Source organism: Brevibacterium picturae (genome assembly GCF_030453725.1).
GTDB classification, from domain to species: Bacteria; Actinomycetota; Actinomycetes; order Actinomycetales; family Brevibacteriaceae; genus Brevibacterium; species Brevibacterium sandarakinum_A.
On the sequence record NZ_JAKDJU010000069.1, the window covers coordinates 1 to 15,284 of the forward strand.

Sequence of the window (15,284 nt, forward strand, 5' to 3'; positions counted from 1 at the left end):
CCCGGGTCGACTGTGCCGCCCGAGGTTCCTGTGCTGTTGTTTCCCACGTTCTCACTCATCACTTGGCCTCCGCAGTCTCGTTGTCGCTCGATGAGGTGACGGCCTTCGCGGCCTTGGCGCCCCTCGTCTTCGCTTTACGACGCACCCGCAGACGCGGATCGTTGAGGTCGTTCATCGATTCACCGACCAGGGTGATGCCCAGGACCGTGAGCACGATCGCCAGGCCCGGGAACACGGAGGTCCACCACACACCGCTGGTCACATCCGGCAGCGCCTTGTTGAGGTCGTATCCCCATTCCGACGCCGAGGTGGGTTCGATTCCGAAGCCCAGGAACCCGAGCCCGGCCAGAGTCAGAATCGCCTCGGACGAGTTGAGGGTGAAGATCAGCGGCAGGGTGCGCGTGGCATTGCGGAAGATGTGCTTCGAGATGATCCGGGTCTTCGAGGCACCGAGGACGATCGCGGATTCCACGAAGGGTTCTGCCTTGAGTCGCAGAGTCTCCGCGCGGACGACGCGGAAGTACTGCGGAATGAAGACCACGGTGATCGAGAACGCAGCCGCAGCGATGCCGCCCCACGCACTCGACTGCCCCCCGGAGATCGCAATCGACATGACGAGAGCGAGCAGCAGGGTCGGGAAGGCGTAGACCGCGTCGGCGATGACGACGAGGATCCGGTCGAGCCAGCCGCCGAGGTAGCCCGAGATGAGTCCCAGGATGACACCGGCGAAGATCGACATGATCACGGCCACGATGATGACGGACACTGCGGTCTGGGCGCCCCAGACCACGCGGGAGAAAACGTCGTAGCCGCCGACCGTCGTACCCCAGATGTGGGTGCCGCCGGGTGGCAACTTCGACCCGAAGTTACCGTCGGCGGTGCCGAGCTGGTTGAAGCCGTACGGGGCGATCAACGGCGCGAAGATCGCGCAGATGAGGACGATGCCGCACAGGATGAGCCCGGTGATGAGCATCCCTCGCTGGAGGCCGACCGACTGCCGCAGGTGGGAGACGATCGGAAGACGGCTGAACCAGGATTTTCTGGCCTGATTGTCTGGTGCCTGCGATGTGTTGTCTGGAGTGGACATCAGTACCTCACTCGGGGGTCGATGAAGGCGGCGATGACGTCGACGAGGAAGTTGGTCAGCGCCACGATGACGGCGAGGAAGACCACGATTCCCTGGACGGCGACGAAGTCACGGGCGGTGAGATATTCGGCCAGCTTGAAGCCGAGGCCCTGCCAGCCGAAGGTCGTCTCCGTGAGCACTGCACCGGCGAGCATGAGCGCGATCTGCATGCCCATGACGGTGATGATCGGGATCAGCGCCGGACGGTAGGCGTGCTTGGTGACCAGGCGGTATTCGGAGATCCCGCGGGACCGCCCCGAGTCGATGTACTGCTGGCCCAGGGTGCCGATGAGGTTGGTGCGCACGAGGCGGAGGAAGACCCCTGCTGTGAGCACACCGAGGGCGACGGCGGGCAGGACCGCGTGGGCGAGCACATCGCCGAGGACTTCGAAATTGCCGATGCGGATCGCATCGATGAGGTAGATCTGGGTGGGAGAGACCACCCCGGACATGATGTATTCGGTCTGCGTGGTTCCGCGCCCTGCGATGGGCAGGATGGGCAGGAAGACTCCGAAGATCAGTTTGAGGATCATGCCGGCGAAGAACACCGGGGTGGCATAGCCGAGGATCGCGAGGATGCGCAGCGCGGCATCCGGCGCCTTGTCCCGATGGTAGGCGGCGAGCATTCCCAGGGGGATGCCGAGGATCAACGCGACGATGAGGGCGTAGAAGACGAGCTCGACGGTCGCGGCTCCGTAGTTGAGGAGAATACTCGACACGGGCTGTCCATCGGAGATTGCTGTGCCGAAATCGCCCTTGAGCAGATTGCCCATGTATTCGAAGTACTGGACGAGAAGTGGGCGATCGTAGCCGGCGGCCTGGATGCGCTCGGCCAGCTGGGCCTGGGTCAGGCGTCCGCCCATGGATGCGGTGATCGGGTCACCGGTGATGCGCATGAGGAAGAAGACGAGTGTGGTGAGAATGAAGATGGTGGGAATGATGAGGAGGAATCGGACGAGGACGTAGCGTCCCAATCCGCCTCCCGCGGGCTTCTTCACCGCGACCGAAGTCTCGGCGGCTTCTGCCTCTGGTTCGCTGATGACTGCAGACATGTGTTCCTTTTGGCTTTCGTCAATAGACGGCTGTGGCGTCGGTCGACGGTGATTTCATCGGGCGTCGATCGTGACGCCGCCCGGGCGCCGGGTGCGAACGCACCACGAGGTGCAGGTGGGCCGGACGGGGCTCACCTGCACCTCGTGTCGACGATCAGTTCGGTGCTCGTCGGGGCATTGCCGTGCGCACGCTCACACTGGTGGCGACGCGTGTGGTTCGCGGTCTCACTGATTTGACAGTGGTCACTGGTTCGGCAGTGCTCACTTGCTCAGCAGCGCCAACCGGAACTGGAACGCGGGGTCGAGGGTGTCATCGACGCCCTTGACGTCCTTGCCGGAGACCGCGATCTGGCTGCCCTGGAGCAGCGGCAGAGTCGGCAGCTCTTCGGCAAGCTGACCCTGGATCTTCTTCAGCGCTTCCGCGCGCTTGCCCTTGTCGTCGATGGAGGACTGAGCATTCAGTTCCTTATTCATCGTCTTGTCACGGTAGTGGTTGCCCAGGAAGCTCGGGGTCTTGTCCGTGTCATAGAAGAAGGGCACCAGGTAATTGTCCGCGTCCGAGTAGTCCGGGAACCATCCCAACTGGTACATCGGGTAGGCGTCGGCGGTGCGGTCCTTGTTGTACTGCACCCATTCGGTCGACTGGAGGTTGACATCGAACAGCTCCGTCTTGTCCAGCTGATCCTTGACCAGGGCGTATTCGTCACCCGAGGAGGGTCCGTAGTGGTCGGGGTTGTACTGCAGGTTGAGTTCGACCGGGGTTTCGACGCCGGCGTCCTCGAGGGCCTTCTTGGCCTTGTCGACATCGGGACCGCCCTGCCCGTCTCCGTATTCCGATTTGAGTGGATTGTCGGCACCAGGCAGCCCCTCGGGGACGTGCGAGTACAGAGGGGTGAAGGTGTCCTTGTAGACCTGTGAGGCGATCGCCTGGCGATCGACCGAGTCGGCCATGGCCTGACGTACGGCCAGAGCCTTCTCCTCATCGGCATCATCGGTCTTCGCGCCGAAGGGCATCGTGTCCATGTTGAACACGATGTAGCGGATCTCGCCACCGGGGCCCTTGTGAACCTTGAGTTCCTCCTTGGTGCCGAGGTCTTCGATGTCGGTAGCCGAGAGCGAACGCCAGGCCACATCGATCGTGCCCTCCTGGACGTCGAGCTTCATGTTGTTGGCATCCGAGAAGTACTTCATCTGCACGGTCTCGGTCTTCGCCGGCTCCAGGTAGCCCTGGTAGCCGTCGTAGGCCTTGTACGTGATCAACTTGTTGAAGTCGAACCCGGCGATCGTGTAGGGGCCGGCGAAGGCCTTGCCGTCGACGATGGCCTGATTCTCGGTGATCTTGTCCGGTTCGAACACGTCTTCATCAACGATCGGTCCCGCAGCGCTGGCCAGGACGCCGGGCCAAGTCTGATCGTTCTTGCGCTTGAGGTTGAAGATGACCGTGGACTCGTCCGGCGTCTCCACCGATTCCAGGCCGCCGAGGAGGGACGAGGGTCCGTTCGGATCCTGAATCTCCAGCTGTCGATCGAACGAGAACTTCACATCCGAGGATGTGATCTCGTTGCCGTTGGCGAATTTCATTCCGTCTTTGAGTTTGACTTCATATTTGGTCGGTTCGCTGAAGTCCGCGGACTCCGCGATGGAGGGGTTGAGCTCCGCAGTGCCCGGCTTGTACGCCAGGAGGAACGGGTAGACCTGCTGTTCGACGAGCGAGCTCCCGTTGTCATAGGCACCGGCCGGGTCTAGGGCGACTACCTTGTCTGTGGTGCCCACTGTGAGGGATTCACCGCCACCGTCGCCGTCTCCACCAGTGGTCGAGGTCGAGCATGCCGACAGTAGCAAAGCGCCGGCAGCGGCGATGGCCACTGCCTTTGCACCAGTTCGACGTTTCATTGTGTTCCTTGTCATCCAAAGTGCTCTCCGTGTCGTCTTTGCTCGGAGAGATCCGCACCACATCTTACGGAACGCGTCCCAAATAGTGAACTGACCATTATGATTCGAGGCACACTGTCACCACTTTGAAACATGTCGACGACCGCGCCGAAAGCCCACCCTGACCCGAGAACTCGGGCTTCGCCCGTTGAATTTGCGTCACAGGTCTCAATCCGTTTGACTTATGAGGTCAATCACAGCGGAAACTCACGTTATTCGCTGTGCCTGCACACGAAGAACGTCGAACCCCCTCTGCCTCCCCTGATAGGAGAAGCGTGTCCGCAGTCCTCGAATGGCTCAACGGCATCATCTGGTCCTCTGCTCTCGTCTACCTGTGCCTCGGTGCCGGTGTCTACTTCACGATCCGCTCCCGCGCAGTCCAGATCCGTCAGATCAAGGCGATCTTCCGCCAGATGTTCCGTGGCAGGAGCTCCAATGAGGGCGTCTCCTCATTCCAGGCTCTGGCGATGTCACTGGCCGGTCGCGTGGGAGTCGGCAACATCGCCGGCGTCGCCACCGCCATCGGCTTCGGCGGGCCCGGTGCCATCGTGTGGATGTGGATCTCTGCCCTGCTGGGGGCATCCACCTCCTACGTCGAGTCCACTCTCGGCCAGGTCTTCAAGGAGCAGGACCCCAAGTCCGGCGAATACCGCGGCGGACCGGCTTTCTACATCGAGAAGGCCTACCGGCACACCAAGGCGAAAGGCCTGTTCAAGGTCTACGGAATGGTGTTCGCGTTCGTCACCATTGTGGCGATGAGCTTCATGCTTCCCGGCATCCAGTCGAACGCCATCTCCGGTGCCGTGCATAACGCCTGGGACGTCCCGACTTGGGCCACCGCGATCGTCCTCGTCATCATCATGGGCTTCATCGTCATCGGCGGCATCAAGCGCATCGCCCACTTCGCTTCGCTGGCCGTTCCATTCATGGCCGTCCTCTATATCATCGCTGCGATCGCGGTCACCCTCATCAACGCGGACCAGATCATCCCGGTGATCGAACTCGTGTTCACGTCCGCCTTCGGGGTGGACGCCGGTCAGGAAGCTGCCTTTGGCGGAATCATCGGCATGGCCGTCCAGTGGGGCGTCCAGCGCGGGATCTACTCGAACGAAGCCGGGCAGGGGACCGGACCTCACGCAGCTGCGGCGGCCGAGGTCTCGCACCCGTCCAAGCAGGGCCTCGTCCAGGCCGGCTCGGTCTACATCGACACCCTGTTCGTCTGCTCGGCGACTGCGTTCATGATCCTCTCCACCGGCATGTACAGGGTCTTCGGCGCCGACGGTGCGACCATCATCGGCACGGGCCGCGGACAGATGGTCGAGGAGATCGCTGCGACTCCGGGCGAGAAATGGCCGCAGGCCGGTCTCGACTCGATGATGACGGGCTTCGGCGCCGGTTTCATCGCGATCTCGATCTTCCTCTTCGCGCTGACGACGATGGTCGCCTACTACTACATGGCAGAGACGAACCTCGTGTACCTTCTGGGCAAGGCCAAGAACCCCATGGTCCTCGCGGTCGGCAAACGCGTCCTGCAGCTGCTGATCCTCGTCGCCGTGGCCGTCGGCGCGACGTCGACCTCCGGCAGTGTGTGGGCTCTCGGTGACATCGGCGTCGGGCTCATGGCGTGGCTGAACATCGTCTCGATCCTCATTCTGCAGCAGCCGGCGTTCAAGCTCCTCCGGGACTTCGAACGTCAGACCAAGCAGGGCCTGGATCCGGTCTTCGATCCGAGCAGTCTGAATATCCGCAACGCCGAGTTCTGGGAGAAGCGCCTCGAACGGGCCCCAGCAGGCGCTGCGACCCCACAGGGCTGATCGGCCCGCTCGGCGGAGGCGAATGCCTCACCACGGCCGAACACAAGTGAATACGATGCGAGGTCCGGGACAATGGCGTCCCGGACCTCGCATCGTATCGCCCGACCTGTTTGCCGGAGCCGGTGTCGCACTGCTGTGCTGCAGCGCCGCTCCGGCGTGGCTGCGTTACTTCAGGCTGGTGCCCGCGGAGCCGAGGTTCTGGCAGGCTTCGACGATGCGATCGGCCATGCCGGCCTCCGCCGCCTTGCCGTAGGCACGCGGGTCGTAGATCTTCTTGTTTCCGACCTCTCCGTCGATCTTGAGCACGCCGTCGTAGTTGCGGAACATGTGCTCGACGACGGGACGGGTGAAGGCGTACTGGGTGTCCGTGTCGATGTTCATCTTCACGACTCCGTGACGGACCGCCTCGGCGATCTCTTCTGCACTCGATCCCGAGCCGCCGTGGAAGACGAGGTCGAAGGGCTTGTCCTTGCCCACCTGCGCGCCGACGTCAGTCTGGATCTCACCGAGCAGCTCGGGCCGCAGCTTCACATTGCCCGGTTTGTAGACGCCGTGGACGTTTCCAAAGGTCAGAGCCGTGAGGTAACGGCCCTTCTCGCCGGAACCCAAAGCCTTGACCGTGGCCAGACCGTCGGCGACCGAGGTGTAGAGCTTCTCGTTGATCTCGTTCTCCACACCGTCCTCTTCGCCGCCGACGACGCCGACCTCGATCTCGAGGATCGAGCGCGCAGCGTTCGAGAGCTCCAGCAGCTCCTCGGCGAGGACGAGGTTCTCCGTCAGAGGGACCGCGGAACCGTCCCACATGTGCGACTGGAAGTAGGGCTCTCCCCCCTTCTTCACGCGTTCGGTCGACAGGGCGAGCAACGGCTTCACCCACTCTTCGACCTCCTTCTTCGGGGCGTGGTCGGTGTGCAGAGCGATGTTGACGTCGTAGCTCTTGGCCACCTCGGCGGCGAAGACCGAGAACGCGACGGCACCGCGCACGCGGTCCTTGATCGTCGGGCCGGAGATGTATTCGGCACCGCCGGTCGAGATCTGGACGATGCCGTCGGAACCGGCCTCTGCGAAACCGCGGATGGCTGCGTTGATCGTCTGCGAGGAGGTGCAGTTGATCGCCGGGTAGGCGAAGCCCTCGGACTTCGCCCGGTTGATCATCTCGGAATACACTTCGGGGCTTGCAATGGGCATACGGGCTCCTTGATCGGTGGATTCAATGCGCTTTCGGTTGCCCCCAGACTACTCGGTCTCCCGTAGCCAGCTGAAGCGGTCCTCGCCGTGCACGGAGAATTCTCGTCTCCTCCTCGAAAACGCAGACAGCAGAGGCGACCAGGATCAATACCCTGGTCGCCTCTGCTGCTTCGACGGGCCCTGCCGCAGACAGATACCTGCGGAAGGCAGATGCCTGCGGAAGGCAGGCCCCTACCGCGAGCCCTTGGGCTTCCGCTCCTCCTTGGGCGCCCTGTTCAACACGCCCTTGGTCCGTGACAGTCGATAGTCGATGCGCTCGTCGACCTTGTCGCCGAGGTATTCGTCGAAGTCGTCGGCCAGGTGCTCACTCACCTCGTGATAGGAGGCGGCGGCATCGAGGTCCGCGTTCCGCTTGGACTCCTTGCTGAATGCCTTGAGCGTCGCGACGCAGATGAGGATGAGTATCACGCTGAACGGCAGCGCCGTCATCAGTGATCCCGCCTGCAGCGCACCGAGACCGCCTGCCCAGAGCAGGCCGATCGCCAGCGCGCCCTCCATCAGCGCCCAGAGGATACGTGACCACAGCGGCGGATTCGGATGTCCGCCCGAGGCGAGCATGTCAACGACGAGCGATCCGGAGTCCGATGAGGTGATGAAGAAGATCGCCACCAGGATGATCGCCAGGACCGACAGAATCGAACCGAGCGGAAGGCCGCCCAGGACGTCGAAGAGCACTCGTTCGGCCACGACTCCTTCTTCCGGGTCGACCAGGTCGCCGCTGCCGAAGATCTGACGGTAGATTCCGCTGCCGCCCATGACGGAGAACCAGAAGAAGCCGACGATCGACGGGACGAGGAGGACACCGGCGATGAACTCCCGCACGGTGCGCCCCTTCGAGATGCGGGCGATGAAGACACCGACGAACGGCGCCCAGGAGATCCACCAGCCCCAGTAGAACAGAGTCCACGCGGAGTTCCATTCAGCGCCTTCGCCACCGGTGTAGGCACCGATGTCAAAGGTCATGTCGAGGACGTTCGCCAGGTAGACACCGAGGGATTCGACGAAATTCTGGAACAGGAAGAGAGTCGGCCCGAGCACCAGCACCGAAACGAGGAGGATGCCTGCCATCGTCAGGTTGATGTTGGACAGCCACTTGATTCCCGCGCCCACGCCCGAGACCACGGACAGAGTGGCCAGGAAGGTGATGACGACGATGAGGATGATGAGGAAGGTGTTGTCGTACTCGCCGACGACGCCGATGTGCTTGAGTCCGGCCGAAATCTGCTGCACGCCGAGGCCCAGAGAGGTCGCGATGCCGAAGACGGTGCCGAAGATCGCGATGACGTCGATCGTGTCGCCGGCCCAGCCCTTGACTCTATTGCCGAGCAGGGGTTCGAGGGCCCAGCGGATGGACAGGGGACGCCCGCGGCGGTGGATGGCGTAGGCCAGTGCCATACCGAGCACGGCGTAGAGAGCCCATGGGTGCAGTCCCCAGTGGACGAAGGTCTGTGCCATGCCCATCTGGGCGTTCTCGACCTCTCCGCCCGGCCAGCCGGGCTTGGCCCCGGTGGTCGCATAGGTCAGCGGCTCGGCCACACCGTAGAAGACGAGGCCGATTCCCATTCCGGCTCCGAAGAGCATCGCGAACCAGGACAGGAGACCGAACTCGGGCTTGTCGTCGTCCTTGCCGAGGCGGATCCTGCCGTGCTTCGAGAGACCGATGAAGATCGCGAATGCGACGAACAGCCCGACGATGAGCATGTAGTACCAACCGAGGGAGCTGACGATCCAGTTCTGGATCCCCGAGAACACGGCCCCCGTGCCGTCGGGAATGAAGATCGCGAGCAGCGCGACGGCGACGATCACGATGAGTGCGGGCCAGAAGACCCTGGGGGCGATCATGCCCTTGCCTATGCGCACACCCTGACGACGGAGCTTCTCCGTGATCTCGTCGTCCGAGTCGTTGTCTCCGATGTGCAGCCTGTGCGGCAGGTGCAGTTCCACTGGATCCGGGTGTCCGAACAGATAGTTCGGATCGTCGGTGGCGCTGCTGTCGGGATTCTGGCCCGACCCCCCGGCCGCGGACTGCTCCACCCGAGAGTCGTCGCCGTCTGAGTTAGACATGGTGTCCTTTGCATAGCGTACGTATGACCATCGACCCACTTTGCCGCACCTGCAGTGAAACTTCAAGCGAATTCTCAGTTTCACCCCAGGACCTGACCGTGGAGTCAGTACAGTGGCGGCATGCACACGAAACCGACGCCGGCGGCTGGATCACGTTCGAGAATCCTCGGCTGGGCCCTCTGGGACTGGGGGTCGGCGTCCTTCAACGCCGTCATCATCACCTTCGTCTTCGCCCCGTATCTGACGAAGAGCGTGGCCGCGACCGAGGAGGCCGGTTCCACTGCGCTGGGCTGGTCGACGGCAGCGGCCGGACTCATCATCGCCCTGGTGGCACCGGCCGCCGGCACGCGGGCCGATTCCGGCGGTCGCCACAAGCTCTGGCTCGGCGTCCACACGAGCATCGTCATCCTCACGATGTTCGGCCTGTTCTTCGTCCGCGACTCCCCCGAATACCTGTGGCTGGGTCTCCTCCTCATCGCCATGGGTAGCGTGTTCTTCGAATTCGCCGAGGTGTCCTACAACGGCATCATGGTTCGCATCACCCACCCTGACAACGTCGGGAAGGTCTCGGGCTTCGGTTGGGGCATGGGCTATGCCGGCGGACTCGTTCTCCTCGTCATCCTGCTCGTCCTCGTCATCCAGCCCGAGGTGGGACTCTTCGGGGCCGGCGATGACGGCGGCATGCGCTTCCGCGTCGTCGCCGCCCTGTCCGCGGTGTGGTTCGCGCTCTTCGCTCTGCCGGTGCTGTTCACCGCACCGAGTGCCAAAGCCTCAAACCCCTCGTGTGGGCATCCAATCCGGGCATTCATCGCCGACTATGTCGCACTCGTCCGGCGTCTCGTGCGGATGTGGAGGGAGGAGCACCAGACGCTGCGCTTCTTCATCGCCTCGGCGGTGTTCCGCGATGGACTGGCCGCGATCTTTGCCTTCGCCGGAGTCCTCGCAGCAGGCAGCTACGGCTTCTCAGCCTCGGAGATCATCATCCTGGGCGTGGCCGCCAATGTTGCCGCCGGCGCAGGGGCCATGATCGCCGGATACTTCGATGACCGGCTCGGCCCGAAGCCCGTCATCATCGCCGGACTCATCATCATCCTCATCGGCGGCATGCCGATCCTCTTCAGCGACAGCCCGGGCGTGTTCTGGGCCTGCGCTCTTGTGCTCAGCTTCTGCGTCGGACCGGTGCAGGCCTCGAGCCGGTCGTTTCTGGCCCGGATCACTCCACCCGAGCGCGCTGGGGAGAACTTCGGCCTCTATGCCACCACCGGTCGCGCCGTGAGTTTCCTTGGCCCGGCCATGTTCGCAGTCTTCATCTCACTCCTCGGGTTTCAGAGGGCCGGCACTCTGGGGATCCTCCTCGTGCTCTTCGTCGGCCTGCTCCTCATCATCCCGGTCAAACCCGAGGCTCCGGCGAAGTCGATGCAGGCACAGACCAAGCGCTGAGCCGCCTCGCAGATGTGGGAGCCTGCACCGCCGCTGGAGCCTGCGCCGCCGCTGCGCCAACGGTTGGCAAGTTCTCTTCGATAATTGAGTCTCAGATCGAAGAGAACTTGCCAACCGTTTCGCATTCTCGTGCCGAGTCCGCCTCAGTCCTGAGCAAGCAGGTCGTCAATCTGGCTCATCGCGCTCGTGGCGCCTTCGACCATGCCCATCTCGAGTACGGTCTTGAGGCCTTCGAGGGAGTCGAAGGTCGATTCGTAGGTGGCTCGCGTTCCCCCGTCGACCTCGCTGAAGGTGAAGACACTGCTGCTGCCGGGCATCGACTCATCGATGTTGAAGTCCTCGTCCGCGAAATAGTCGCGGAATGCCAATTGCCTCGGAGCGTCGACCGAGGACACTTCCCAGAGCCCGCAGAACTTCTCACCCTCAGGGCTGGTCATAAAGTAGGTGACCCGGCCCCCTGGCACCAAAGAATGGTCGACCACCGTTGCCGGATAGGTGGGCGGCCCCCAGACCTTCTCAAGCTGGCGCGGGTCGGCGTAGACCTCCCAGACCCGTTCGGGAGGTGCCGCGAATTCGGCGACCATCGTCAACGTCAGATTCTCTTCGTCGTGGGTGGTTTCAATGACTGGCATGACTGCTCCCTGTTCGACTCATCGTGTTCGACTCAGCTTGTTCGCTTCATCGGCCGGCAGGCGCTTCATCGGCCGTCGGCCTCATCCGAAGCCAGCAGGTCATCGACGCGCTGGACCCGCGCACGCCACATGTCCTCGAGTTCGTTCAGCATTGAGGCGACAGTGCGGATTGCGCCCATTTCGACGTGCGCGATCTGTGCCCGTCCGACCCGCCGCTTCGACACAAGACCAGCACGCTCGAGCACAGCAACGTGCTTCTGCACCCCCGCGAAGCTCATCTCATAGGAATCAGCCAGCTCAGACACCGAAAGCTCTTCATCCATGACTCGCCTCACGATATCGCGACGCGTGCGATCGGCCAATGCCTGGAACATCGCATCCACCTGATCGTCGAGAAGTGCTTCCATAACGTGAATCATACAACCATATAGTTGTACGTCAAGGATCATTCGATCGGCCATTGACACTGCGCTTGAACACGCGTTTAATATTAAACATGCGTTCAACACACGACGATTCGAACTCGAAGAAGCCCAGCGCGCCCGAGACGAGACGCACCCGCTCCCCCAATGCCTCACCGGAGACAGCGGAGAAGATCCTCACGGCCGCCATCGCAGCATTCGCCGAGCACGGTTTCACGAAATCGACGATCCGCGGCATCGCCTCGGCGGCCGGGGTCTCCCCCGGACTCGTCATCCACCATTTCGGATCGAAGGACGGTCTGCGCACGGCCTGCGACGATCACGTCTTCACAGCGATCACCGAGTCGAAGGCCAAGCACGCCGAATACGCTGCCCACGCCATGCAGATGATCTTCAGCGATCCCGGCATGAGCACGAAGATCGACTACCTCATGAAGTCCCTGCTCGATCCCAGCGAACACGGCCAGCGATACTTCGAGCACTATGTCGACCTCGTCGAGGAATACATCGCCGACGGCTTCGCCGGATATTCGTTCCGGCAGAGCGACGATCCCCGGGGGCAGGCAGCGACGATCGCGGTCCTCGCACTCTCCCCGTCAATACTCGCCCAACGGCTGCAGATATCGCTGGGCACCGCCGACACGGCGGAGACGATGACACGCCTCGCGCCCCATCTGCTCGACCTCTACCTCAACGGCGTCCTCAGCGCGACACCGGAGGGAGAGCCCGACCCGCCCGATTCCCCCGACTCCTCGGAACCCACCGAACCCACCGATCCTTCTGGAGGCGATCAGCCATGACCACAACGACAAGCACCCGGACGCCCACCTCGGCGACTGCCGACCACAACCCTGCGGCCATCTCCATGCAGGACGTGGTCAAGAGCTACGGCCGGGTGCGCGCACTCGACGGGCTGTCCCTCGACGTCGCGCGCGGCGAGGTCCACGGCTTCCTGGGTCCGAACGGTGCCGGTAAGTCCACCACCATCAGGATTCTGCTCGGAATCCTCAAACACGACCTGGGACGCATCAGCCTCCTCGGCGAAGACCCCTGGGCGAAAGCGGTTTCACTGCACCGCAGACTCGCCTACGTCCCCGGCGACGTCGAACTCTGGCCGAGTCTGACCGGAGGCGAGGCCATCGACCTGTTCGCGCGACTGCGCGGCGGGGTCGACACGCGCAGACGTGATGAACTCATCGAGCGCTTCGACCTCGATCCGCGCAAGAAGGGCCGAACGTATTCGAAGGGCAATCGGCAGAAGGTCGCGCTGATCTCCGCGCTGGCTTCACATGTCGATCTCCTGCTGCTCGATGAACCGACCGCCGGCCTCGATCCGCTCATGGAGGCCGTGTTCCAGCAGTGCATCAGAGAGGCGAAGGAGGAGGGACGCACGGTTCTCCTCTCCAGCCACATCCTCGCCCAGGTGGAGGCCTTGGCCGATCGTGTGTCGATCATCAGATCCGGACGAATCGTCGAATCCGGAGCCCTGTCGGACCTGCGCCACCTGTCCCGGACGACAGTCGCCGTGCAGGTGGAGACCGACATTCCTCAGTTGACGACCATGCCCGGCATCCACGACCTGGTGCGCGAGGGGACACGGCTGCACTTCAGCGCCGACACCGCCGAACTCCCCGCCATCATGCGAGCCCTCGGCGAGCACGACATCCAATCGCTGACGGCGACTCCCCCGACACTCGAACAGCTGCTGCTGCGCCACTACGGCGACCCTACCGGTGGCGACCCCGCCGACTCATCCGCGGGTAACGGCGCAGACCGCGCCGAGGGCAGTGACTCCGCGAGCACCCGCACCAGACCCCGCAAGGGGATCCTCACCAGGGAGAAATCATGACTCTGCTGACCAGCGCCGATGACACCCCCAACCGCAACAATGCACGACTGAACCGCACCCACCACGGCCGTCACGCCGAGAACCACGCCGGCTCCGAAATCACAGGACTGTGGACCCTGCTGCGGCTCATGGGCAGACGAGACCGGTGGCGAGCGCCCATCTGGATCCTCAGCCTTGCCGCGCTCACCGCCTACTTCTCCAACGCGATCGCTCTGGTCATGGACGAGAACTCGCTGTCATCAATGGCGGTGTTCGCAAAGAACCCCGTGATGGGGCTGATCACCGGCCCGGGCTACGGAATGGACGAGATCACAATCGCTCGCTTCGTCGTGGGCATGTACGGGGTCTTCCTCATGCTCGGTATCGCAATGATGTCGATCACGACGATGACCCGGCACACTCGGGCCGAGGAGCAGACCGGTCGCGCGGAGCTGATTCGGGCGAACGTGACCGGCCGCCACACTCAGCTTCTCGCCGCGCTCGTTCTCACCCTGGTGATGAACCTCGTGGCCGGATTCCTCATGTCCCTGGCGTTCTTCTTCTCCGAAGCGAGACCCGATCCTTTCTCCTCTGCTCTTCTCTTCGGCGCGAGCATCGCCGCGGCCGGCTGCGTGTTCGCGGCGATCACCGGTGTCACAGTGCAGCTGACCTCGTTCGCCCGCGCAGCATCGGGCATCGCCGGTGCGGTGCTGGCGGCGACGTTCGTCGTCCGCGGTCTCGGCGACATGTCCGCCGTCTCCGGAGGCGACCTGGACTGGCTGTCATGGCTCTCTCCTCTGGGGTGGTCGCAGCAGACGGCTCCGTACACTCTCGACCGATGGACTCCGCTGCTGCTGTCGGTGGCGGCCGTCGTCGTCCTCATCCCCGTGAGCCTGTTCCTCCAGTCCCGCCGTGACCTGGCGGCCGGCATCTTCGCCGACCGCCTCGGCCGGGCCCACGCTTCATCCGGCCTGTCGACGAGCACGGGACTGGCGCTGCGCCTGCAGCGTTCGAGTCTGACTTGGTGGTCGATCGGTATCTTCACCATGGCGGCCGTCTTCGGATCCTTCACCGGAGCCATGAAAGACGGGGCAGCAGGGATGCCGAAGGAGATCCTCGACATCATGGGCGGTTCGCGCGGAATCGTCGACGGCTACATCGGCTACATGGCCCTCTACTTCGCCATGATCGCCGGCGCCTACGCGATCATCGCCGCGTCTGGCCTGCGATCCGAGGAGGCAGGGTTCCGCACGGAGCCCGTCCTCGCCACAACCGTGGGTCGCGGCCGGTGGGTGCTGTCGTGGACACTCGTGACCCTGCTCGGCTCACTCTGGCTGATGACCCTGGCAGGGGTGGGCGAGGGTCTGGGAGCCGCCGCCTCGACCGGTGACTGGTCGCTGATGGGTCCGGCGGTCCTCGGTCACGTCGCGCAGACCGCATCCGTGTGGATTCTCCTCGGGCTCGCCCTCGCACTCTACGGATGGGCGCCGAGGCTGCAGGGTTTGGTCTGGCTCGTGTTCGTCTACAGCGCCGGCATGGCCATGTTCGGACAGATGATGCAGCTCGACGAGGCGGTCCTCGACACCTCTGTCTTCGTCCACATCGGCCAGTATCCGGCCCAGGACCTGTCCGCCGAGGCGGTCGTGGTCCTGACCGCGGCGACCGTGGTTCTCGTGGGGCTGGGGATGCTGGGGTTCCGGCGGCGGGACCTGGTCACTGCGTGAGG

The 15,284-nt window shown here is 63.4% G+C and carries 12 protein-coding genes; 5 read left to right on the forward strand and 7 right to left on the reverse strand.

The features are described from left to right. Positions 1-58: 58 nt before the first annotated feature. The 3 genes from L0G76_RS08675 to L0G76_RS08685 form a co-directional block, all read right to left on the reverse strand. Positions 59-1,087, reverse strand: coding sequence for an ABC transporter permease (locus L0G76_RS08675; protein ID WP_304356897.1), 1,029 nt, complete (start codon positions 1,085-1,087; stop codon positions 59-61). Beyond that, positions 1,087-2,178 carry an ABC transporter permease gene (locus L0G76_RS08680; protein ID WP_304356898.1) on the reverse strand — a complete coding sequence of 364 codons (1,092 nt, stop codon included), beginning with the start codon at positions 2,176-2,178 and terminating at the stop codon, positions 1,087-1,089. The genes L0G76_RS08675 and L0G76_RS08680 overlap by 1 nt, the downstream gene beginning before the upstream one ends. Before the next feature lie 261 nt (positions 2,179-2,439). Next, the gene (locus L0G76_RS08685; protein ID WP_304356899.1) at positions 2,440-4,071 is read right to left on the reverse strand and encodes an ABC transporter substrate-binding protein; all 1,632 of its coding nucleotides are present in this window, start codon (positions 4,069-4,071) and stop codon (positions 2,440-2,442) included. Between the two features lie 314 nt (positions 4,072-4,385). Here L0G76_RS08685 and L0G76_RS08690 point away from each other — a divergent pair, with 314 nt between their 5' ends. Then, positions 4,386-5,924, forward strand: coding sequence for an alanine/glycine:cation symporter family protein (locus L0G76_RS08690; RefSeq protein ID WP_304356900.1), 1,539 nt, complete (start codon positions 4,386-4,388; stop codon positions 5,922-5,924). 165 nt (positions 5,925-6,089) lie between these two features. On the opposite strand, the gene fbaA is transcribed toward L0G76_RS08690, so the two are convergent. Both fbaA and L0G76_RS08700 read right to left on the reverse strand, forming a co-directional pair. Continuing rightward, positions 6,090-7,112, reverse strand: coding sequence for a class II fructose-bisphosphate aldolase (gene fbaA / locus L0G76_RS08695; RefSeq protein WP_304356901.1), 1,023 nt, complete (start codon positions 7,110-7,112; stop codon positions 6,090-6,092). Positions 7,113-7,343: 231 nt separating this feature from the next. Beyond that, on the reverse strand, positions 7,344-9,236 hold the full coding sequence (locus tag L0G76_RS08700; protein WP_304356902.1) for a BCCT family transporter: 1,893 nt from the start codon (positions 9,234-9,236) through the stop codon (positions 7,344-7,346). Between the two features lie 120 nt (positions 9,237-9,356). Here L0G76_RS08700 and L0G76_RS08705 point away from each other — a divergent pair, with 120 nt between their 5' ends. Then, positions 9,357-10,676: an MFS transporter gene (locus L0G76_RS08705; RefSeq protein WP_304356903.1), complete on the forward strand. Its 1,320-nt coding sequence runs from the start codon at positions 9,357-9,359 to the stop codon at positions 10,674-10,676. A gap of 143 nt (positions 10,677-10,819) precedes the next feature. Here the strand turns inward: L0G76_RS08705 and L0G76_RS08710 are convergent, their stop codons facing one another. Both L0G76_RS08710 and L0G76_RS08715 read right to left on the reverse strand, forming a co-directional pair. After that, positions 10,820-11,308 carry an SRPBCC family protein gene (locus tag L0G76_RS08710; RefSeq protein WP_304356904.1) on the reverse strand — a complete coding sequence of 163 codons (489 nt, stop codon included), beginning with the start codon at positions 11,306-11,308 and terminating at the stop codon, positions 10,820-10,822. A 65-nt stretch (positions 11,309-11,373) separates the two neighbouring features. Further along, the gene (locus tag L0G76_RS08715) at positions 11,374-11,715 is read right to left on the reverse strand and encodes an ArsR/SmtB family transcription factor (protein ID WP_304356905.1); all 342 of its coding nucleotides are present in this window, start codon (positions 11,713-11,715) and stop codon (positions 11,374-11,376) included. A gap of 89 nt (positions 11,716-11,804) precedes the next feature. On the opposite strand from L0G76_RS08715, the gene L0G76_RS08720 reads away from it, so the two are divergent. From L0G76_RS08720 to L0G76_RS08730, 3 genes are read left to right on the forward strand one after another with little or no spacing between them, the layout of a single operon-like run. Beyond that, the gene (locus L0G76_RS08720) at positions 11,805-12,530 is read left to right on the forward strand and encodes a TetR/AcrR family transcriptional regulator (protein ID WP_304356906.1); all 726 of its coding nucleotides are present in this window, start codon (positions 11,805-11,807) and stop codon (positions 12,528-12,530) included. Next, positions 12,527-13,579, forward strand: a complete 1,053-nt coding sequence (locus tag L0G76_RS08725) for an ABC transporter ATP-binding protein (RefSeq protein ID WP_304356907.1) — start codon at positions 12,527-12,529, stop codon at positions 13,577-13,579. Before L0G76_RS08720 ends, L0G76_RS08725 begins: the two co-directional genes overlap by 4 nt. Then, on the forward strand, positions 13,576-15,282 hold the full coding sequence (locus L0G76_RS08730) for an ABC transporter permease (RefSeq protein ID WP_304356908.1): 1,707 nt from the start codon (positions 13,576-13,578) through the stop codon (positions 15,280-15,282). Before L0G76_RS08725 ends, L0G76_RS08730 begins: the two co-directional genes overlap by 4 nt. Positions 15,283-15,284 lie beyond the last annotated feature (2 nt).

Coding starts and splice junctions, on each gene's coding strand:
- L0G76_RS08705 (WP_304356903.1), top strand. CDS start 9,357: ATGCACACGAAACCGACGCCGGCGGCTGGATCACGTTCGAGAATCCTC.
- L0G76_RS08675 (WP_304356897.1), bottom strand. CDS start 1,087: ATGTCCACTCCAGACAACACATCGCAGGCACCAGACAATCAGGCCAGA.
- L0G76_RS08725 (WP_304356907.1), top strand. CDS start 12,527: ATGACCACAACGACAAGCACCCGGACGCCCACCTCGGCGACTGCCGAC.
- L0G76_RS08685 (WP_304356899.1), bottom strand. CDS start 4,071: ATGAAACGTCGAACTGGTGCAAAGGCAGTGGCCATCGCCGCTGCCGGC.
- L0G76_RS08730 (WP_304356908.1), top strand. CDS start 13,576: ATGACTCTGCTGACCAGCGCCGATGACACCCCCAACCGCAACAATGCA.
- L0G76_RS08715 (WP_304356905.1), bottom strand. CDS start 11,715: ATGGAAGCACTTCTCGACGATCAGGTGGATGCGATGTTCCAGGCATTG.
- L0G76_RS08700 (WP_304356902.1), bottom strand. CDS start 9,236: ATGTCTAACTCAGACGGCGACGACTCTCGGGTGGAGCAGTCCGCGGCC.
- L0G76_RS08720 (WP_304356906.1), top strand. CDS start 11,805: ATGCGTTCAACACACGACGATTCGAACTCGAAGAAGCCCAGCGCGCCC.
- L0G76_RS08710 (WP_304356904.1), bottom strand. CDS start 11,308: ATGCCAGTCATTGAAACCACCCACGACGAAGAGAATCTGACGTTGACG.
- L0G76_RS08680 (WP_304356898.1), bottom strand. CDS start 2,178: ATGTCTGCAGTCATCAGCGAACCAGAGGCAGAAGCCGCCGAGACTTCG.
- fbaA (WP_304356901.1), bottom strand. CDS start 7,112: ATGCCCATTGCAAGCCCCGAAGTGTATTCCGAGATGATCAACCGGGCG.